Source organism: Aeromicrobium phoceense, from assembly GCF_013868155.1.
In the GTDB taxonomy this organism is placed as follows: Bacteria; Actinomycetota; Actinomycetes; order Propionibacteriales; family Nocardioidaceae; genus Aeromicrobium; species Aeromicrobium phoceense.
Map to the genome: position 1 here is coordinate 1,317,636 of NZ_JACEOG010000001.1, position 18,328 is coordinate 1,335,963.

At 72.3% G+C, this 18,328-nt stretch carries 18 protein-coding genes and 1 tRNA gene; 13 read left to right on the forward strand and 6 right to left on the reverse strand.

Annotated features, from left to right (window positions below):
• Positions 1 to 3: 3 nt before the first annotated feature.
• The 9 genes from H1W00_RS06335 (at position 4) to H1W00_RS06375 (ending at position 6,716) form a co-directional block, all read left to right on the forward strand.
• Positions 4 to 1,380 carry a UTP--glucose-1-phosphate uridylyltransferase gene (locus tag H1W00_RS06335; RefSeq protein ID WP_181754657.1) on the forward strand — a complete coding sequence of 459 codons (1,377 nt, stop codon included), beginning with the start codon at positions 4 to 6 and terminating at the stop codon, positions 1,378 to 1,380.
• 27 nt (positions 1,381 to 1,407) lie between these two features.
• Positions 1,408 to 2,682 carry a molybdotransferase-like divisome protein Glp gene (gene glp, locus H1W00_RS06340; RefSeq protein ID WP_181754659.1) on the forward strand — a complete coding sequence of 425 codons (1,275 nt, stop codon included), beginning with the start codon at positions 1,408 to 1,410 and terminating at the stop codon, positions 2,680 to 2,682.
• Positions 2,682 to 3,284 (forward strand): GNAT family N-acetyltransferase, encoded by a 603-nt coding sequence (locus H1W00_RS06345; protein ID WP_181754661.1) that lies wholly within the window; start codon positions 2,682 to 2,684, stop codon positions 3,282 to 3,284. The genes glp and H1W00_RS06345 overlap by 1 nt, the downstream gene beginning before the upstream one ends.
• Before the next feature lie 85 nt (positions 3,285 to 3,369).
• The gene (sepX, locus tag H1W00_RS06350; RefSeq protein WP_181754663.1) at positions 3,370 to 4,356 is read left to right on the forward strand and encodes a divisome protein SepX/GlpR; all 987 of its coding nucleotides are present in this window, start codon (positions 3,370 to 3,372) and stop codon (positions 4,354 to 4,356) included.
• 63 nt (positions 4,357 to 4,419) lie between these two features.
• A tRNA-Ala gene (locus H1W00_RS06355) sits at positions 4,420 to 4,492 on the forward strand.
• A 151-nt stretch (positions 4,493 to 4,643) separates the two neighbouring features.
• The gene (locus tag H1W00_RS06360) at positions 4,644 to 5,528 is read left to right on the forward strand and encodes a hypothetical protein (protein ID WP_181754665.1); all 885 of its coding nucleotides are present in this window, start codon (positions 4,644 to 4,646) and stop codon (positions 5,526 to 5,528) included.
• On the forward strand, positions 5,525 to 5,797 hold the full coding sequence (locus H1W00_RS06365) for a hypothetical protein (protein WP_181754667.1): 273 nt from the start codon (positions 5,525 to 5,527) through the stop codon (positions 5,795 to 5,797). Before H1W00_RS06360 ends, H1W00_RS06365 begins: the two co-directional genes overlap by 4 nt.
• A gap of 113 nt (positions 5,798 to 5,910) precedes the next feature.
• The gene (locus H1W00_RS06370; protein ID WP_338072843.1) at positions 5,911 to 6,363 is read left to right on the forward strand and encodes a fluoride efflux transporter FluC; all 453 of its coding nucleotides are present in this window, start codon (positions 5,911 to 5,913) and stop codon (positions 6,361 to 6,363) included.
• A complete protein-coding gene (locus H1W00_RS06375) occupies positions 6,360 to 6,716 on the forward strand; it encodes a fluoride efflux transporter FluC (protein WP_181754669.1) in 357 nt (118 codons plus the stop codon). Before H1W00_RS06370 ends, H1W00_RS06375 begins: the two co-directional genes overlap by 4 nt.
• 12 nt (positions 6,717 to 6,728) lie before the next feature.
• On the opposite strand, the gene H1W00_RS06380 is transcribed toward H1W00_RS06375, so the two are convergent.
• The 4 genes from H1W00_RS06380 to H1W00_RS06395 form a co-directional block, all read right to left on the reverse strand.
• Complete coding sequence (locus H1W00_RS06380) at positions 6,729 to 7,769, reverse strand: LLM class F420-dependent oxidoreductase (RefSeq protein ID WP_181754670.1); 1,041 nt, start codon at positions 7,767 to 7,769, stop codon at positions 6,729 to 6,731.
• A gap of 130 nt (positions 7,770 to 7,899) precedes the next feature.
• The gene (locus tag H1W00_RS06385) at positions 7,900 to 8,868 is read right to left on the reverse strand and encodes a DUF4349 domain-containing protein (RefSeq protein ID WP_181754672.1); all 969 of its coding nucleotides are present in this window, start codon (positions 8,866 to 8,868) and stop codon (positions 7,900 to 7,902) included.
• Positions 8,868 to 9,443: an RNA polymerase sigma factor gene (locus H1W00_RS06390; RefSeq protein WP_181754674.1), complete on the reverse strand. Its 576-nt coding sequence runs from the start codon at positions 9,441 to 9,443 to the stop codon at positions 8,868 to 8,870. Before H1W00_RS06390 ends, H1W00_RS06385 begins: the two co-directional genes overlap by 1 nt.
• Positions 9,444 to 9,495: 52 nt before the next feature.
• Positions 9,496 to 11,010 carry a phospholipid carrier-dependent glycosyltransferase gene (locus tag H1W00_RS06395; RefSeq protein WP_181754684.1) on the reverse strand — a complete coding sequence of 505 codons (1,515 nt, stop codon included), beginning with the start codon at positions 11,008 to 11,010 and terminating at the stop codon, positions 9,496 to 9,498.
• A 113-nt stretch (positions 11,011 to 11,123) separates the two neighbouring features.
• Between H1W00_RS06395 and rsmI the strand changes: the two genes are divergently transcribed.
• Both rsmI and fgd read left to right on the forward strand, forming a co-directional pair.
• Positions 11,124 to 11,966, forward strand: a complete 843-nt coding sequence (gene rsmI / locus H1W00_RS06400) for a 16S rRNA (cytidine(1402)-2'-O)-methyltransferase (RefSeq protein ID WP_181754686.1) — start codon at positions 11,124 to 11,126, stop codon at positions 11,964 to 11,966.
• 76 nt (positions 11,967 to 12,042) lie between these two features.
• Positions 12,043 to 13,062 carry a glucose-6-phosphate dehydrogenase (coenzyme-F420) gene (gene fgd / locus H1W00_RS06405; protein WP_181754688.1) on the forward strand — a complete coding sequence of 340 codons (1,020 nt, stop codon included), beginning with the start codon at positions 12,043 to 12,045 and terminating at the stop codon, positions 13,060 to 13,062.
• A 6-nt stretch (positions 13,063 to 13,068) separates the two neighbouring features.
• On the opposite strand, the gene H1W00_RS06410 is transcribed toward fgd, so the two are convergent.
• Together H1W00_RS06410 and H1W00_RS06415 are read right to left on the reverse strand one after the other, a co-directional pair.
• Entirely contained in the window at positions 13,069 to 15,048 is a 1,980-nt protein-coding gene (locus H1W00_RS06410) for a YhgE/Pip family protein (protein ID WP_181754689.1), read from the reverse strand.
• On the reverse strand, positions 15,045 to 15,662 hold the full coding sequence (locus H1W00_RS06415; protein WP_181754691.1) for a hypothetical protein: 618 nt from the start codon (positions 15,660 to 15,662) through the stop codon (positions 15,045 to 15,047). Before H1W00_RS06415 ends, H1W00_RS06410 begins: the two co-directional genes overlap by 4 nt.
• A 145-nt stretch (positions 15,663 to 15,807) precedes the next feature.
• On the opposite strand from H1W00_RS06415, the gene metG reads away from it, so the two are divergent.
• Both metG and H1W00_RS06425 read left to right on the forward strand, forming a co-directional pair.
• Positions 15,808 to 17,388: a methionine--tRNA ligase gene (gene metG, locus H1W00_RS06420; protein WP_181754693.1), complete on the forward strand. Its 1,581-nt coding sequence runs from the start codon at positions 15,808 to 15,810 to the stop codon at positions 17,386 to 17,388.
• Positions 17,389 to 17,392: 4 nt separating this feature from the next.
• The gene (locus H1W00_RS06425; protein WP_181754695.1) at positions 17,393 to 18,250 is read left to right on the forward strand and encodes a TatD family hydrolase; all 858 of its coding nucleotides are present in this window, start codon (positions 17,393 to 17,395) and stop codon (positions 18,248 to 18,250) included.
• Positions 18,251 to 18,328 lie beyond the last annotated feature (78 nt).

An 18,328-nucleotide genomic window follows, 5' to 3' on the forward strand; every position in this document is an offset into this window, starting at 1 on the left:
CCGATGAATGCACTGGCAGCCGCACAGGAGAAGATGCGCTCGGACGGACTGCCCGAGCAGGCCATCGACGTCTTCACGGCGTTCTACCACCAGCTCCACGAGGGCGCGTCCGGCCTGATCCCGGAGTCCGAGGTCGAGCCGCTGAAGGACGTCGCGAGCATCGAGTCGCTCGACTTCGCCGCCGAGACCCTGCGTCGCGCCGCCGCCGAGACCGTGGTCATCAAGCTCAACGGCGGGCTCGGCACCACGATGGGGATGACGCAGGCGAAGTCCCTGCTGCCGATCAAGCACCGCCTCAGCTTCCTGGACCTCATCGTCGACCAGGTCTGGCACGTGCGCTCCACCCTGGGCGTCGACCTGCCGCTGCTGTTCATGAACAGCTTTCGCACCCGTGACGACACCCTCGCGACGCTGGCGCGCTACCCGGAGCTCCGGGTCGGCGACCTGCCGCTCGACTTCCTGCAGAACCGCGAGCCGCGCCTCGACGCCGAGACGCTCGAGCCCGTCGACTGGCCCGACGACCCGTCGCTCGAGTGGTGCCCGCCCGGACACGCCGACCTCTACACGGCGCTCGACGCCTCGGGCGTCCTGGACCAGCTGATCGAGGCCGGCTACCGCTACGCCTCGATCTCCAACGCCGACAACCTCGGCGCCGTGCCCGACCCCGCGATGATGGCCTGGTTCGCCCAGACCGGGGCGCCGTACGCCGCCGAGGTGTGCCGCCGCACCCCTGCCGACGTGAAGGGTGGCCACCTCGTCGTGCGCCGCTCGGACGGCCGGCTCATCCTGCGCGAGACCGCCCAGATCGCCCAGGACGACCGCGACGCCGCGGCCGACCTGTCGGTCCACCGGTACTTCCACACGAACAACCTGTGGTTCGACCTGCCGGCCCTGCGCGCCGAGCTCGACCGGGCGAACGGTGTGCTCGACCTGCCGCTGATCCGGAACCAGAAGAACGTCGACCCCACCGACCCCGACAGCCCGCAGGTCATCCAGATCGAGTCCGCGATGGGTGCGGCCATCTCGGTGTTCGAGGGCGCCACGGCGATCGAGGTCGACCGGGCCCGGTTCCTGCCGGTGAAGACCACCGACGACCTGATGCTGCTGCGGTCCGACGTCTACGACGTGGGCCCCGACTACCAGATGCGGGCGCGCGTGGACGAGGTTCCCTCGGTCTCCCTCGACAAGCGCTACTTCGGCGCGATCAGCGAGTTCGACAAGCGGGTGCCGTTCTCGGTGGGCCTGCTGTACGCCTCGTCCCTCACCGTGCGCGGTGACTGGAGCTTCGGCGAGGGCGTGGTCGTGCGCGGCGACGTGGTCCTCGAGGACGAGGGCCGACCGCGCCACGTGGCCTCCGGAACGGTGCTGTCCGGGATCTGAGGCGGAACGGCCGTTAGGCTGGCACGCATGTCGTCAGGTCAGCTGCCTCCGCGGACGCGTCCCGTCAGCGTCGCCCCCGGGCGCCTGACGGTCGAGGACCATCTCGAGACGATCCTGCGGGGCGTCGGACCGCTCGCGGCCTACGACCAGCCCGTCGTGGAGTCCCTCGGTCTGACCCTGCACGAGGACGTCATCAGCAACGAGGACCTGCCGCGCTTCTCCTCCGCCGCGGTCGACGGCTACGCCGTCAACGCCACCGACGTGGTCGGGGCCCGACCCGGTGACCCCGTCGAGCTTCCCGTCGTCGCCGAGATCGTCCCCGGCCTGGGCAAGCCCTTCGCCATCAGCGGCGGCTCGTGCGTGCGGATCATGGCCGGCGCGCCGCTCCCGCGCGGCGCCGACGCCGTGGTGGCGGCCGACTCCACCGACGGCGGCCGCACCCGCGTCGCCATCAGCCGCGCCGTCCTGGCCGGCTCGGGCGTGCGGCACGCAGCCGGTGACCTGTCCCGCGGCGGCATCGCGCTGCCCGAGGGCGCGGTCCTCGGTCCTCGCGAGATCGGCCTGCTGGCGGCGATCGGACGCGACCGCGTGCGCGCCCGGCCCCGCCCGCGCGTGGTGGTCATGTCCACGGGCCGCGAGCTGCGCGAGCCCGGGGCCCACCTCGACGCCGACTCGGTGCACGACGCCAACTCCTCGATGCTCGCGGCCGCCGTGCGTGACCTCGGCGCGATCGCCTACCGCGTGGGCGTCGTCGACGACGACCCGGCGCACTTCAAGCGCGTCCTGTCCGACCAGCTGGTGCGCGCCGACCTGGTGATCACCACCGGCGGCATCACCGGCGACGAGCGCGCGCTGGTGAAGCGCACGCTCTCCGAGATCGGCGAGGTCACCTTCTCCGACATCGCGATCAGCCCGGGGCGCACCCACGGCTTCGGTCGCGTCTTCGACGAGCAGACCCCGGTCATCACGCTGCCGGGGGATCCCGTCTCGGCCTACGTCGGCTTCGAGGTCTTCGTCGTGCCGGCGATCCGCCGCATGCTCGGCCGCACGCCCTACCGGCGTCCGCAGGTGCACGCGGTGCTCGCGGAGGACCTCACCTCCGACACCGGCGTCCGCGAGTACCGCCCCGCGTTCTTCGAGGTCACGCACCGCGGGGCGAAGGTCACGCCGTTGCCGCACACCGGGCCCCACCTCGTGGGCGCGCTCGCCAAGGCCAATGCCCTGATCGTGGTCGGTGAGGACGAGAGCGCGCTGCACCTCGGCGACACCGTCCGCACCCTCGTGCTGGACCGCAACTTCTGATGGCGCGCGGCTGGCCGGCGACCCTCTCGGACGGCTTGATCGGCGTGCGACCCCTCACACGTCGCGACGCCTCCACGTGGGCCCGGCTGCGTGCGGAGAACCTCGAGTGGCTGTCTCCCTGGGAGGCCACGCTGCCGCGCGGCGAGGGAACCGCCCCCGACTCCTACGGCGCCACGATCGCGGCGCTGCGACGCAAGGCCCGCGAGGGCCTTGCGATGCCGTTCGCCGCCACGTGGGCCGGCGACATGGTCGGGCAGGTCACCGTCACGGGAATCACACGCGGCTCGGCCCTGTGGGCGAGCATCGGCTACTGGGTGGCCCGCAGCCATGCCGGCAAGGGCGTCACGCCCACCGCCGTGGCGCTCGTGTGCGACCACCTGTTCACCAAGGCGGGCCTGCACCGGATCGAGATCTCCATCCGTCCGGAGAACGCGGCGAGCCTGCGGGTCGTGGAGAAACTGGGCTTCACCGAGTTCGGTCTGGCGCCGCGCTACCTGCACATCGCGGGGGACTGGCGCGACCATCGCGTCTTCCAGCTGCTCAAGGAGGACGTGCCCCACGGGGTGCTCGAGCGGCTGCGCCAGGAGCGTCCCCCGGCCTGAGCCGGACGGGGCCGGCGTGAACTCTGGTGCGACACACCCGGCTCGCTCCCACGGATCGAGCGCCGCACGACCTACGGTTTCAAGCGTGGGTTCCAGCGGATTGATCGTCGCGTTCGTCGTCGCACTGTGGGCGGCGTACTTCGTGCCGCTCGTCCTGCGTCGCTACGACGAGGCGAGCAAGAACTCCTCGTTGGACCAGGACGGTCCGACCCGCCGCGTCGTCGAGCCCCGCCGGGTCTCCGTCGCCGCCGAGGAGCGCCCCGTGGACGCCCTTCCCGTGCAGAAGAGCCCGGTGGTGAAGAGCCCCGCGGCCCCGCAGCGCGCCGAGGCCGCCCCCACCCCTTCGACTTCCCCTCGTGTCGACCGGACTTCTCCGGCGGTCGACACGCAGCGTCCGCGCGTCACGCGCGACGCCGCCCGGATCGCGGCCCGACGCCGTCGCAACGTGTTGCTGACGCTCGTGGCCGTGCTGGCGGCGCTCTCCGGCCTGGCCGTCGGCCGGGTCGTGCCGGTCTGGACCCCGGCCATCGGCGTCGGCCTGATCGTCGGCTGGCTGGTCCTGTGCCGGGTCATGGTGCGCCAGGAACGTGGCATCGCCCGCCGCTCCTCGCAGGGCCGTGTGCTGCGCGGGCTGCGCGCCGTGCCCGCCGCCACGGGCCGGGTCCTCGGCTGGGCCGCCGGCCGGGTGGGCGACCGCGGCTCCACCTCCGTGGGTGGCTCCGCGGCCGACGAGGAGATGACCGTCGTCGTCTCCGACCAGGTCGAGGACCTCGATCCCGACCGTCGCAACGTCATGGAGATGGACGCGCCCCTGGGTGCCGACGCCCTCGACGAGCAGCTGCAGATCGCCGTGCCCAGCGTCTCGGCCAACAGCGGCGAGCCGCTGTGGGACCCGCTGCCGATCACGGTGCCCACCTACGTCAGCAAGCCGCGCGCGGGTCGCACGGTCCGCACCATCGAGTTCGGCCAGCCGGGCGCGTGGACTTCCGGTCACGTCGAGGGTGAGCAGACCGAGCTGCCCGGCGTGGACGAGGGCGATGCCGGCACCGACCAGCACGCCGTCGGGCACTGACCCGACTCACCGACCCTCGGGAGCGACTGCTTCGACGGTCTTGCTATCCTGAATCACGACCTTGGGGCATTGGCGCAGTTGGTAGCGCGCTTCGTTCGCATCGAAGAGGTCAGGAGTTCGAATCTCCTATGCTCCACGTCTGATCGACGCCCCCGGACCAGTTCCGGGGGCGTCGTCGTCTGTCCGGGGGGTGCGAGCCGTGGCCGTTGCTACATCGAGTGGTTCTTTGGCACCACCTTGGGACGAAAGTCCTCCCAGCAGTCACATGCGCCCCTAGGCTCACGCGCATGATCCCCCCGAAGAACCAGTCCCGAGTCCTGTCCGGACTCCTCACCGGCGCCCTCGCGGCCGGTGCTCTCGCGTTCGCCGCGCCCGCCGCGACGGCAGCCCCCGAGCCGGAGACGCCCGGCGCCAAGATCGCCCTGCTCAACGACCCGAGCTTCGTCGACACGACCGACCTCGAGAACGTGAGCACGGACCCGGGCCACGAGGCCGCCAACATGATCGTGGGCCTGCGCGCCGACGGCCACACGGTGACGCCGTTCACCGGCACGACCGCCGAGGCCGTCACCACGGCACTCGAGGGCCAGGACACGCTCGTGGTGCCCGAACTCGAGCGCGGCGAGTGGGTGCCCGCCTTGGAGCCGGCCGCGAAGTCCGCCATCGTCTCGTGGGTCAACGCCGGTGGCACCATCGTCGTCGCCCTGGACAGCCTCGGAACCCTCAACGGACTGTTCGGGTACGAGGTCGAGGCCACCAGTGACGACCAGTGGCTCAACGTGGCACCCACCGGGAGCCCGTTCCACGGTGGCCCGGCGACGCTGCCGAGCAACAACGGCTCGATGTCCTACCAGATCTCCACGCTGCCTGCGGGCGCCGTGAGCCAGTACGCCGACGCCGACAACGACAATGCCGGCGTGTATTCGACACGTGAGGGCAAGGGCACCACGGTGTCGCTGGCCTGGGACTGGTTCTACGCGAGCCCCGCGCAGGCCGAGGGCCAGGACGGCGGCTGGCGCACCGTCCTGGACACCGCGGTGCGCACGGGCATCAAGGCCCCGGTGGTCGTCCCGAGCCTGACCCCGACCCCGTCCCCGTCCCCGTCCCGGCCGCGCCGAGCAACGCGTTCACGCTGCCCAAGGCCTCGGCCTACTCCCGTGCCGCCGCGGTGAAGCTGAAGATCCAGCTGCCCGGCGCCGGCCGGTTGACCGTCGGCCCGTCCCGGAAGGGCGCGCTGAAGACCGTCTCGAAGCGGGTCGGCACCTCCGGCAAGGCCGCGGTGTGGGTCAAGCCGTCGCGCGCGACGATCAACAGGCTCAAGAAGGAGCTGAAGAAGAAGGGCGCCGCCTCGACGAAGATCCGTGTCAAGGCCACGTACACGCCGACGGGCGGCAAGCCCCGCACCGTCACGAAGGTCTACGTCTTCAGGATGAAGCGGTAGTCCCTTCGACTCACGCGCGGTGGATCGTGGCTCCGGCCACGGTCCACCGCGCTGTCGTTCCCGGGAGCGTAGGCTCGGCGCGCACCCGTGCCGTCACCACCGAGAGGACTCCCGTGCGCGCTGACGACGCCACCGCGCGGCCGCTGTTCCTGCAGCCCGCCGTGCTCGCCCTCGTCCTGGCCGGCGGCGCGATCGGCACGGCCGCGCGTGCCCTGCTCACCGACGCCCTCCCCGTGGCCCACGGGGACTGGCCGTGGGCGACCTTCGGGGTGAACGTGGCCGGCTCGTTCCTGCTCGGGCTGCTCGTCGCGCTGCTCGCGGTGCGTGGTGGTCGTTCGGGCTCGTGGCGTTTCATTCGGCCCGCGTTGGGCGCCGGGGTGCTCGGCGGCTTCACGACCTACAGCACGTTCGCGGTCGAGGTGGACCGGCTGCTGGGCGGCGGCTCGGCGGGGCTGGGGCTCGCGTACGCCGGGGTGAGCGTCGTCGGGGGAGTCCTCGCCGCGGCGCTCGGAGTGCTTGCGGGCGGCGGCGTCCCGGCGCAGCGGTCCGGGGAGGCCGGCCGATGATCGCGCTGGTCGCCCTCGCCGGAGGGCTCGGCGCCGCGCTGCGCTTCGTCGTCGACGGCGTGGTCGCGCGGTGGGTCCGCGGATCGGTCCCGCTGGGCACGTTCGCCGTAAACGTCACCGGGTCCTTCGTGCTCGGTCTCGTGGTGGCATCGACGACGGCCGGCTCCGACGTGCGCGCCGTCGTCGGCACGGGCCTGCTCGGCGGCTACACCACCTTCTCGGCCGCCAGCGTCGAGTCCGTGCTGCTGGCCCGCGCCGGCGGGACCCGCGCGCTCACCGCCGCCGCGCTCCACGCCGCCGCGATGCTCGCCCTCAGCCTCGCCGCGGCCGCGCTGGGGCTCTGGGCCGGGTGACAGTCGACAGCCTCAGAGGACCAGCTCGGCCATCATCCGCAGGGTGTCGGCGTCGCCGCCGACCATGAGGGTCGTGACGACGGACTCGCTCCAGGCGGCGAGGTCGTCGCGGATCTTCTCCTTCGGGCCGATCAGGGCGATCTTCTCGACGAGGTCGAGCGGGACCGCCGCGGTGGCCTCGTCCTTGCGGCCCTCGAGGTAGAGGTCCTGGATCTTCGCGCAGACCTCCTCGTAGCCCAGGCGCGCGACGGCGTCGAAGTGGAAGTTCGCGCCCTTCGCGCCCATGCCGCCCACGTAGAGGGCGATGAACGGGCGGATCCAGTCGGCCGCGGCCTCGAGGTCGTCCGAGACGATCACCTGCACGGGGCAGGCGATCTCGAACTGGTCGCGGGGGAGGCGCTCGGGCGCGCGCCGGGCGAAGCCCTCCTCCAGCGCGGTGTGCGCGAAGTCGGCGTCCCAGGGCGAGTAGAAGAACGGGAGCCAGCCGTCGGCGATCTCGGCCGACAGGGCGATGTTCTTCGGGCCCTCAGCGGCGAGCAGCAGCGGGATCTGGTCGCGGACCGGGTGCAGGGTCGAGCGCAGCGCCTTGCCCAGGCCCGTCGACTTCATCCCGTACTTGTCGACGTAGGGGATCTGGATCTGCGCGCCGTCGTGCTCGACCCGCTCGCGGGCGATGGTCTGGCGCAGCACCTCGAAGTACTCACGGGTGCGGGCGAGCGGGCGCGGGTACGGCTGGCCGTACCAGCCCTCGACGACCTGCGGGCCGGAGACGCCCAGGCCCAGCAGCACGCGGCCGCCCGAGAGGTGGTCGAGGGTCATCGCGGCCATGGCCGTGGCGGTGGGAGTGCGGGCCGACATCTGGACGATGCCGGTGCCCAGCTTGATGCGCGAGGTGGAGGCACCGAGCCACGCGAGCGGGGTCAGCGCGTCCGAGCCGTAGGCCTCCGCGGTCCACACCGAGTCGTAGCCGAGCTCCTCGGCCAGGGCCAGCTGTTCGGCCTGGCCCGGCGGCTGTCCCTTGCCCCAGTAGCCGAGGCTGAGTCCGAGCTTCATGTGCACCTCCGTGGTCCGGGCGGCCCTCGCCCGCGTCGAGGCTCACGCTGCCACATCGAGGGGCGTCCCGTCCCGGGGCCCGGTCAGACGAACGATGATGCGTTCGGGTACGGGAGCGGGGCGGAATGCATCAGCCTTCGTCGCGCCGTGCCCGCCACCGCCGGAACGCCAGCGCGACGGCGGCCACGAGCCCCACCGGCAGCAGCCACGGCACGGCCACGCCGACGGCGGTGACGAGCGCGTCGACGGTGTCGACCAGCGCGTTCCAGCCGCGGGGGGGCCCGCCGACGAAGCCGTCGCCGGGATCGACCGACCGCGCGGAGTCCCGCGCCACGACCGACACGTCGATCGTGGCCAGCGAGGTCTCGTCGCGCAGGGCCCGGCGCTGCGCCTGGAGCGACTCCAGCTCGCCCTGGCGCTGGGTCAGCTGCGCCTCCGCGTCCAGGAGGTCACGGGTGGAGGAGGAGTCCGCGATGATCGCCCGCAGACGCCGGATGGAGGTCTCCAGCGACTCGATCCGCGCGTCGACGTCGGCGATCACGGTGGCCTGGTCGGAGCGCTCGAGGAAGACCCCGGAGATGTCTCCGAGCTCGTCGAGCTCGCGGCGCAACGGCTCCACGTCGCCGGCCGGGACCCGAACCACGAGGCTCGCGCTCGAGCGCTCGAGGCTCTCGGAGTCGATCCGCCCGCCCGTGCCGCCGACGAAGTCGCGGATCGAGGCGACCGCGTCGTCGACCGCGTCGACCTCGACCGACATCGATCCGCGGGTGACGACCGTGGTGACGAACGGCGCCTCCGCGTCGTCGGCCTCGGCCTCGGCGGCTCCGGCGTCCTCACGGGCGGCCGGTGCCTCGAGGTCGCTCACCTCACTGGTGCCCGAGTCCGAGCCGCCCGTGGTTCCCACGAGACCACCGCTCAGCCCGATGCCCACGCCGCCCACGACGACCACGGCCGCGGCAGCCGCGCCGGCCAGAGCGCCGCGCACCCGCCGGCGACGGCGTCGCGCCTGCGCCGCGTGCTCGGTGACGGCGTCCATGACGCCCGCCCTCATCCGCTCGATCCGCTCCGGCTCCAGCACCGGCAGTTCCGTCCCGGTCATCACGCACGCTCCTCACGCAGGTCGCCGCGCAGGCGGGTCCGCAGCCGCGACACGCGGTTGCGGACGGCGCCGTGGGTCACGCCCAGCTCGGCGGCCGCCTGCTCGTAGGTCAGGTCGCCGTCGACGCACAGCTCGAAGAGCCGGCGGTCGACGGCCGAGAGGCGGGACACGGCCGCCTCGATGGCCGCCGCGACGGCGGCCTCCTCCACGTGGCCGGCCGGGTCGGCGGCCGAGTCGGCCGGCTCGTGCTCCAGCGCCACGGCCCGCAGCCGCGCCCGCTTCCGGCCGGCGTTGAGCGCCGTGTAGCGGGCGGTGACCATGAGCCACGGCAGGATCGAGCGGTCGACGATCGTGATGTCGTCGATCCGCCGCCACGCCGTGACGAAGGTGTCCTGGCAGACGTCCTCGGCCTCGTCGGCGTCGCCGACCACGCGGTGCGCCTGCCAGTAGACGGCACCGACGTGCCGGTCGAAGAGGGCGCCGAACGCCCACGTGTCGCCGCGCTGGGCGCGAGCCAGCAGCGCGGCGTCGCTCACCGGCGCGTCGCTCGACGCGGGCTCGGCCGGTCCGGCCATCGTCTCGATCCTTGCCTCCACGACCTCACATGTCGCGGATGCGGTGATCGTCTCAGATCCAGCGGTCCCACCACATGCGTTCGCGCCACTGGTCGTACGTGATGATCCGGTTGGCCAGGATCGGGTAGAAGTACCAGAACGCGATGACGACGACGCCGAGGTAGGCACCCACGGCCGGCCACCACAGCCGGTCGGGGACGCGGCGCCGGATGGCGTTGAGCACGAGGCACAGCGCGATGATCATGAACGGCAGGATCGCGACGGCGTAGAAGGTGAAGATCGGGCGGCCCGACGTGATCCACCACGGTGCCCACGTGGCGAGCACGCCCACGAGGGGCAGGCTCCAGCGCCACGTGGGGTTGCGGATCCAGGCCACCAGCGCGGTGACGAGGCCGAGCGTGCCGACCCACCAGAGCGCGGGGTTGCCGAGCGTCAGCACCTGGCGGACGCACTTGGAGTCGGCCGCCGCCCCACAGACGTCGGCGGCGATGTCGAAGTTCGACGAGACGTTCGTGGGCCGCCACTGGATGAGCCAGCCGAACGCGTTGGACTGGTAGGGGTGGGTCTTGGTGGCGAGGTAGTCGCCGGTGTGGAAGTCCAGGGTCATCACGTGGAACGCCCACAGCGAGCGGAACGCGTCGATCACGCCGCCCAGCGGGCCACGCGTGGGATCGGAGACGCTGCCCCACACGGGCTCCTCACCGTAGCCGTGGCCGAACCGGGCCTCGAAGACGTCGTGGTGCAGCAGCCAGCCGGTCCAGGTGAGCAGGTAGACGACGAGCGCGACGCCGACGAGCCAGCCGAACGCCGGCAGCCCGACGCGCAGGACGCGCGTGGCGGCCTCCTGCCAGGTGGTGACCCGGCCGCGGGCCCAGACCTCCCAGATCACGACGGTGACACCGAACGCCGCGAGGACGTAGAGGCCGCTCCACTTGGTGGCCACGGCCATGCCGAAGCAGGCGCCGGCGGCCAGCTGCCACGGCCGCCACGCGTAGTAGCGCCGGTCGACGGCCAGCCGCTCGCCGAGCCAGTCGCGGTCGACCGCGAGGCAGGCGACGGCACACAGGATCCAGAACGCCAGGAAGATGTCGAGCAGGGCGATCCTCGACATCGTGAAGTGCAGCCCGTCGAGCGCCAGCAGCAGCCCGGCGATGCACCCCAGCGCGAGCGACCCCGTGAGGCGCAGCACGAGCCGGGCCAGCACGAGCACCATGAGCGAGCCGACGACGACCGCCGCGAACCGCCAGCCCAGGGGCGTCAGGCCGTAGATCTTCTCGCCGATCGCGATCAGCCACTTGCCGCCGTCGGGGTGGACGATCCACGTCGGGTCCTGCGTGAAGACGTCGGTCTCGCCGTTGATGATGCGGCCGTTGGCGTCGTCCGTGGCGTCCCGTGCGTAGCCGCCGTGGATCAGCCCCCAGGCGTCCTTGGCGTAGTAGGTCTCGTCGAAGGTGAGCGCGTTGGGGCTGCCGACCTTCCAGATCCGCAGCGCGAACGCCACGAGGGCGATGGCGATCGGTCCGATCCATTCCCACGCGCGCAGGCTGATCCTGTCCAGCAGAGTCACTCGCACACCCTAGCCAGACGCGGCGCTCCGTGGGAGAGGCTGGCGAACTCCGAGTTACATTCCTCTCCCGCCGCCGGACCTGCGGCGCAGGGCCGCCGTGGCAGGATCGAGGGGTGCTGATCCTCGCCGCGACGCCCATCGGAACCGTGGCGGACGCGTCCGGGCGACTCGCCGTCGCGCTGTCCGAGGCCGACGTGGTGGCCGCCGAGGACACGCGGCGCTTCCGCCGGCTCGCCTCCGACCTGGGGGTCGAGGTGCCCGGGAAGGTGGTCTCGTACTTCGAGGGGAACGAGCAGCAGCGCACCGTCGAGCTGCTCGAGCACCTGCGCGACGGTGCCACGGTGGTGCTGGTCACCGACGCCGGGATGCCCAGCGTCTCCGACCCCGGCTACCGGATCGTGGCCGCCGCGGTGGCCGAGGACCTGCCGGTCACGGCGATCCCCGGTCCGTCGGCCGTCCTCACGGCCCTGGCGGTGTCGGGACTGCCGGTCGACCGGTTCTGCTTCGAGGGATTCCCGCCGCGCAAGCCGGGCGAGCGGGCCCGCGTCCTGGGCGCCCTCGCCGCCGACGAGCGCACGATGGTGTTCTTCGAGTCCCCGCACCGCACGGCCCCCACGCTCGAGGCGATGGCCGAGGCCTTCGGCCCCGACCGCCGTGCCGCCGTGTGCCGCGAGCTGACCAAGACCCACGAGGAGGTCAGGCGCGGCCCGCTGTCGGAGCTGGCCGCCTGGGCCGCCGACGGCGAGCGCGTGCGGGGCGAGATCACGATCGTGGTCTCCGGCGCGGAGCCGCAGGCGCCGGCCGACCTCGCCGAGACCGACCTCGCCGCGATGGTGGCCGAGGTCCGCGCCGAGGGTCTCAGCACGAAGGACGCGATCGCCGACGTCGCGCGGCGCACCGGAATCTCCCGCAAGGTGGTCTATGCCGCCGCCCACGCCCCGAAGGAGTCGTCATGAACGAGCGCCAGCGAGTGAGCATGAAGTCACGAATGACGGCACTGCCAGACTGTGCTGTTTCGAAGGCGGTGGCGTCATGAACGAGCTGAAGCTGGGATACAAGGCCTCGGCCGAGCAGTTCGGTCCGCGCGACCTGGTGGAGTTCGCCGTCTCCGCCGAGGCGCACGGGATGGAGTCGGTCTGGACGAGCGACCACTTCCAGCCATGGCGCCACGTCGGCGGGCACGCCCCGTTCTCGCTCGCGTGGATGACCGCGGTGGGGGAGCGGACCGAGTCGGTCGTCATCGGCACCTCGGTGATGACGCCGACCTTCCGCTACAACCCCGCCGTGATCGCGCAGGCGTTCGCGACGATGGGCTGCCTGTACCCGGGTCGGATCGTCCTGGGCGTCGGCACCGGCGAGGCCCTCAACGAGATCGCCACCGGATTCCGCGGCGCGGGCGAGCAGGACTGGCCCGAGTTCAAGGAGCGCTTCGCCCGCCTGCGCGAGTCGGTGCGGCTCATGCGCGAGCTCTGGTCGAACGAGCGCGTGTCGTTCGAGGGCGAGTACTACTCGACCCACGACGCCTCGATCTACGACCGGCCCGACGAGCCCATCCCCGTGTACATCGCGGCGGGCGGACCCATGGTGGCCCGCTACGCCGGCCGCGTCGGTGACGGCTCGATCTGCACGTCCGGCAAGGGCGCTGAGCTCTACACCGAGAAGCTGCTGCCGGCGTTCCGCGAGGGCGCCGAGAAGGCCGACCGCGACCCCGACGCCGCCGACCGGATGATCGAGATCAAGCTCTCGTACGACACCGATCCCGAGCTGGCGCTGGAGAACACGCGGTTCTGGTCGCCGCTGTCGCTCACGCCCGAGCAGAAGCACTCGATCACCGACCCGGTCGAGATGGAGAAGGCCGCCGACGCGCTGCCCATCGAGCAGATCGCGAAGCGCTGGATCGTGGGCTCGGACCCCGACGAGGTCGCCGCGATGATCGGCCAGTACGTCGACTGGGGCTTCAACCACCTCGTGTTCCACGCCCCCGGCCACGACCAGGAGCGCTTCCTCGAGCTGTTCGAGCGCGACCTCGCCCCGCGCCTGCGCGACCGCTGAGCCGGGTCAGAGCGCGATCTCGGGCTTGATCTGCGAGACGCGCCAGATCCGGCGGCGGTAGGCGGCGCCCGCGGAGATGGCGACGCCTCCGACGACGTAGGCGGCCAGCACCGCGATGTCGCGCGGCAGCGAGTCGAGGTTCGCGCCGTACATCAGGTGCCGGATCCCGTCGATCGCGTAGGTCATCGGCAGGACGTGGTGGATCGACTGCAGCGTGGGCGGCAGGGTCTGCCACGGGAACGTGCCGCCCGCACTGGCCAGCTGGAGCACCAGCAGAACGAGCCCGAGCAGCTGTCCCACGGGACCGAGCCAGGCGTTCAGGGCGTGCACGATCGCCACGAAGGCCGCTCCCACGAGCAGCAGGAAGAACGCCACCTGCGTCGCGCGCAGGACGTCGATGCCGACGACCGACATCACCACCGCGAGCATGATCAGCACCTGTGCCGCGGCGAGTGCGGCAGGCGTGAGCCAGCCACCCAGCGCCGTGCGCCACGGCGACTGCCGCGCCGCGATCGCGCGGTTCGACAGGGGGCGCACCAGCAGGAACATGACGTAGCCGCCCACCCATGCGCCGATCGCGAGGAAGAACGGCGCCAGCCCGGCACCGTAGCTGTCGGCGGAGGCCTGGGCGACGTCCTCGGTCCGGATGGGCGAGGCGATCGTGCGCGCCGTCTCGTCGCGGCGCTGCTCGGAGAGGTCGGGGATCGACCGCACGCCGTCGGCGAGCCCGTCCGCCAGCTCTCGGGAGCCGTCGCGGGCGCTCTCGAGCCCGTTGGCGAGGGAGCCCGCGCCGTCGGCCAGCTGGTTGGCGCCGTCCTGGGCATCGGTCTGTCCCGCGAGCAGTTCGGCGTTGCCGTCGCGCGCGGTCTGCAGGCCGTCACGGAGCGTCCCGGCGCCGCCGGAGAGCCGGGTGGCTCCCGCGCGAAGCTCGTCCGCACCCGAGGCCACGCGGTCCGCCCCGTCGGCCAGCTCGTCGATCTGACCGGTGGTGGTCTGCACCCGCTCGTCCAGGTCGTCCAGGGGCTGGCGCAGGTCATCGAGCGAGGCGAGGATCGCCTCCTGCTCGGCCGGGTCCAGGCCGGAGGCGGCCAGCCGCTCGGCGATGTCGGCGCGTGCCGTGTCGAGATCGCCGTTGGCCTGCGCGGACGCCTCGGCGATGCGGTCGGCGACGGCGGCCAGCTCGGCGTTGCCGTCCGCGACCTGCCGGGCGCCCGAGGCGAGCTCGCCGGCGCCGTCGGACAGCGTGTCGGCGCCGGAGGACAGCGTGCCGGCTCCGGTCGCGGCGTCGTCCAGGCCGGCGCCGAGGGCGCGCTGGCCCTCCACCAACCTGGCCTCGCCCGCGGACAGCTCGGTGGCGCCCGCGCTGAGCCGCTGGGCGCCGTCGAGCGCGTCGACGAGGCCGTCGGCGAGCGTCTCGGCGCCCTCACCGGCCTCCTTCAGCTGGTCGTGCAGCGTCGAGAAGCCGAGCAGGAAGGAGGAGGCGGCCCGCTCGCTGACGTTCTCGGCGATGGAGGAGCTGACCTTCGTCAGCACCTGCTCGGCGATGGTCGAGGAGAGGTAGTTGTTCGCCTCGTTGGTCGTGAGGATCAGCGTGCCCTGCGCCGGGTCGAAGTCCGCCGTCGACGCGAGGGCGGTGGAGAAGCCGCGGGGGATCGTGAGGGCGAACAGGTAGGTGCCGTCCTCGACCCCGGCCGCGGCCTCGTCGGACCCGACCTGCTGCCAGTCGAACGAGCCGTCCTCGACGAGGTCGCGGGCCACGTCCCGCCCGGCGTGCACGGTGCCGCTCTGGGCGCTGTCGGCGGGTACGTCCTCGACGACGAGCGCCGCCTGGACGGAGGCGAGCTTTCCGTAGGGGTCGTGGTTGGCCCACAGGTAGAGGGAGGCGTACATCGTCGGGATGAGCACGATCGCCAGCACGGCCAGCCGCGGCATCCGTCCGGCGGTGAGGCGGCGCAGCTCGCTCAGGGCGAGCCTCAGCGCGGTCACCGGGCACCTCCGAGGGTCGCGTGCGAGGTCCTGACGTTCCGCAGCGAGTTGGTGGTCAGCTGCAGGCACACCGCGAGGCCGCGGTCGGCCAGCTCGTGCGCCACGCCGAGCGCCGCGTGGGGATCGGCGCCGTACCGGTCGGGGCAGCACAGGACGAGAGCCGTGACACCGGGCCGCCGGGCGGCGACGTCGGCCAGCAGCGCGAGCCGCACGTCGGGTGGGACGTCCTCCACGCGGGTGCGCCGCCACTCCTGCGCGCCGCGCTCCTCGAGCCAGTCGCGGACGTCGCGTCGACCCGCGGGCCGGCGTGCCATCGCCAGCTCCTCGCCCATCGTGGTGGCCAGCGAGACGACGTCGTCCGGCTCGGAGACGTCGGGAACGTCCACGAGCGCCACCTCGTCGCGCAAGCGCTGCCCGTCGGCCTCACCGTCGATGAGCACCCGTCCCGAGGACGGGACCAGCCGCCCGCCGAGCAGCAGGCTGAACGCGGTGTGGCCGGTGCCGGGCGGGCCGTCGACGACGGTCACCCCTCCGGACTCGATGGTGGCCGAGGTCGGCTCCAGCACCGCGGAGTGCGGGCCGTCCACCGACGTGGCGATCGCTTCGATTCTCATGATTCTCGCTCCCGGGGCCGGGGAGGTGGCCCGACCTTCCAGTCTCCAGCGTCACCCGCGGTTGCCCCAGAGGCGAGGCGGGTGATTCCCGTTACCCGCGCCGGGCGGTCCGGACCCCGTCGGCGCGATCACTAGACTCGGACTCGTGCCCGAACCCACCTTCTACGCCACGACGCCGATCTACTACGTCAACGACGCGCCGCACATCGGTCACGGCTACACGACCACGATCGGCGACGTCATCACGCGGTGGCACCGCCAGCGCGGCGAGCGGGTCCACTACCTGACCGGCGTCGACGAGCACGGCCAGAAGGTGCTGCGCAAGGCCGACGCCAACGGCGTCTCGCCGCAGGAGTGGGTGGACCGCCTCGTGGAGAACGAGTGGCTGCCGATGCTGCGCACGATCGACGCGGCCAACGACGACTTCATCCGCACCACCGAGCCGCGCCATGAGAAGGGCGCCCAGGCGTTCTGGCAGGACCTCAACGACCGCGGCGAGGTCTACCGGGGCGAGTTCTCCGGCTGGTACAGCGTCGGCTCCGAGGAGTTCGTGGCCGACGAGTACGTCGCCGACGGCGAGGGGGAGGACGAGGGCTTCAAGGTCTCCACCCTCGACGGCAGCCGGGTCGAGCACGTCACCGAGGAGAACTACTTCTTCCCGCTGAGCAAGTACGCCGAGCGGCTGCTCGCGCTCTACGAGGAGCGCCCCGACTTCGTCCAGCCCGAGTCCGCCCGCAACGAGGTCATCGCGTTCGTGCGCGGCGGCCTCAAGGACCTGTCGATCTCGCGCTCCACGTTCGACTGGGGCATCCCGCTGCCGTGGGACGACTCGCACGTCATGTACGTGTGGATCGAGGCGCTGCTCAACTACGTCACGGCCGCCGGGTACGGCGTCGACGACGAGCGCTTCGAGGACCTGTGGCCGGCCAACGTGCACTTCGTCGGCAAGGACATCGTCCGCTTCCACGCGGTGATCTGGCCCGCGCTGCTGATGGCCGCCGGGCTGCCCGTGCCGCACCGCGTCTTCGCGCACGGCTGGCTGCTGGTCGGCGGCCAGAAGATGAGCAAGAGCAAGGCCAACGGCATCCACCCCACCGAGATCGTCGGCACGTTCGGCTCGGACGCCTACCGCTACTACTTCGCGCGCGCCCTCACGTTCGGCAGCGACGGCTCGATCTCGTGGGAGGACATCGGCGCGCGCTACCACGCCGAGCTCGCCAACGGCTTCGGCAACCTCGCCTCGCGCGTGGCCGCGATGATCGGCAAGTACTTCGACGGCGAGCTGCCGCCGGCGGGCCCGCTGAGCGACGCCGAGCAGCACATCGTCGACACGGTCGCGGCCGCGGTGACCGAGGCCGACGAGGCGATGGAGCGCATCGCGCCGCAGGACGCGCTCGCCGCGATCTGGCGCATCGTCGACGCGCTGAACCTCTACATCACCGAGTCCGAGCCGTGGGCCGTCGCGAAGGACGAGTCCCAGCGCGAGCGCCTCGGCACGATCCTCAACACCGCCGCCGAGGGCCTGCGGGTCCTGGCCGTCACGCTGCACCCGGTGATGCCGAAGGCGACCGCCTCGCTGTGGGAGTCGCTCGGTGCCGAGCCCGGCCTGGGCGCGCTGGCCGACCAGCGCATCGACGAGGCCGCGCAGTGGGGCCGCCTCCGGCCCGGGGCCACCATCACGAAGGTGCCGTCGCTGTTCCCGCGCATCGACCTCGCCGAGGCCTGAGCCGGTGACGCTCACCGAGGGCTGGCCGGCCGCGCCCGAGGCGCTGCCGCGCCCGGTCGTGGACAACCACTGCCACCTCGACACCCGCATCCGCGGGGGCGCGCTCATCCCCGTCGACGAGGCGCTCGACCGTGCCGCCGCGGTCGGGGTCACCCGCACCGTGCAGGTCGGCTGCGACCTGGCCGGCTCGCGCTGGGCGGTCGAGGTCGCCCGCACGCAGCCGAGCATCGTGGCCGCGGTCGCGATGCACCCCAACGACGCGGCCCGCAGCGACACCCTCGAGGCCGACCTCGCCGAGATCGACCGGCTCGCCGCCGACCCCGTGGTGCGCGCCGTGGGGGAGACGGGTCTGGACTACTTCCGCACCGGCCCCGAGCTGCGTCCGCTCCAGCACCACAGCTTCCGCCAGCACATCCGCATCGCGAAGCGCCACGACCGCTCGCTGGTGATCCACGACCGCGACGCCCACGACGACGTGCTCGCGATCCTCGACGACGAGGGCGTCCCGGAGCGCGTGATCATGCACTGCTTCAGCGGCGACGCCGAGTTCGCGCAGCGGTGCGTCGACCGGGGCGCGTACCTCTCGTTCGCCGGCACCGTCACGTTCAAGAACGCCGAGTACCTGCGTGAGGCACTGCGTGTCACGCCCCGCGATCGCATCCTCGTGGAGACCGACGCGCCCTTCCTCACGCCCATGCCGCACCGGGGCGAGCCGAACGCCTCCTTCCTCATCCCGCACACCGTGCGCTTCATGGCCGAGGTGCTCCAGACCGACGTGGCCGAGCTGTGCGACGCCATCGACGAGAACACCGATCGGGCGTTCGGCGGACACTGGCCGGAGCGAGTCGCTACAGTCACATGAGTCACAGGATTTGAAATTGCCGCCACCAACACGCATGGTGGAAAGGTTGTATCTCCAACCCCTGAGGTAGTTTGTGCC

What these genes read in the sequence shown, in the direction of transcription:
- H1W00_RS06335 (WP_181754657.1), top strand. Translation starts at nt 4, where the DNA reads ATGAATGCACTGGCAGCCGCACAGGAGAAGATGCGCTCGGACGGACTG.
- glp (WP_181754659.1), top strand. Translation starts at nt 1,408, where the DNA reads ATGTCGTCAGGTCAGCTGCCTCCGCGGACGCGTCCCGTCAGCGTCGCC.
- H1W00_RS06345 (WP_181754661.1), top strand. Translation starts at nt 2,682, where the DNA reads ATGGCGCGCGGCTGGCCGGCGACCCTCTCGGACGGCTTGATCGGCGTG.
- H1W00_RS06360 (WP_181754665.1), top strand. Translation starts at nt 4,644, where the DNA reads ATGATCCCCCCGAAGAACCAGTCCCGAGTCCTGTCCGGACTCCTCACC.
- H1W00_RS06375 (WP_181754669.1), top strand. Translation starts at nt 6,360, where the DNA reads ATGATCGCGCTGGTCGCCCTCGCCGGAGGGCTCGGCGCCGCGCTGCGC.
- H1W00_RS06380 (WP_181754670.1), bottom strand. Translation starts at nt 7,769, where the DNA reads ATGAAGCTCGGACTCAGCCTCGGCTACTGGGGCAAGGGACAGCCGCCG.
- H1W00_RS06385 (WP_181754672.1), bottom strand. Translation starts at nt 8,868, where the DNA reads ATGACCGGGACGGAACTGCCGGTGCTGGAGCCGGAGCGGATCGAGCGG.
- H1W00_RS06390 (WP_181754674.1), bottom strand. Translation starts at nt 9,443, where the DNA reads ATGGCCGGACCGGCCGAGCCCGCGTCGAGCGACGCGCCGGTGAGCGAC.
- fgd (WP_181754688.1), top strand. Translation starts at nt 12,043, where the DNA reads ATGAACGAGCTGAAGCTGGGATACAAGGCCTCGGCCGAGCAGTTCGGT.
- H1W00_RS06415 (WP_181754691.1), bottom strand. Translation starts at nt 15,662, where the DNA reads ATGAGAATCGAAGCGATCGCCACGTCGGTGGACGGCCCGCACTCCGCG.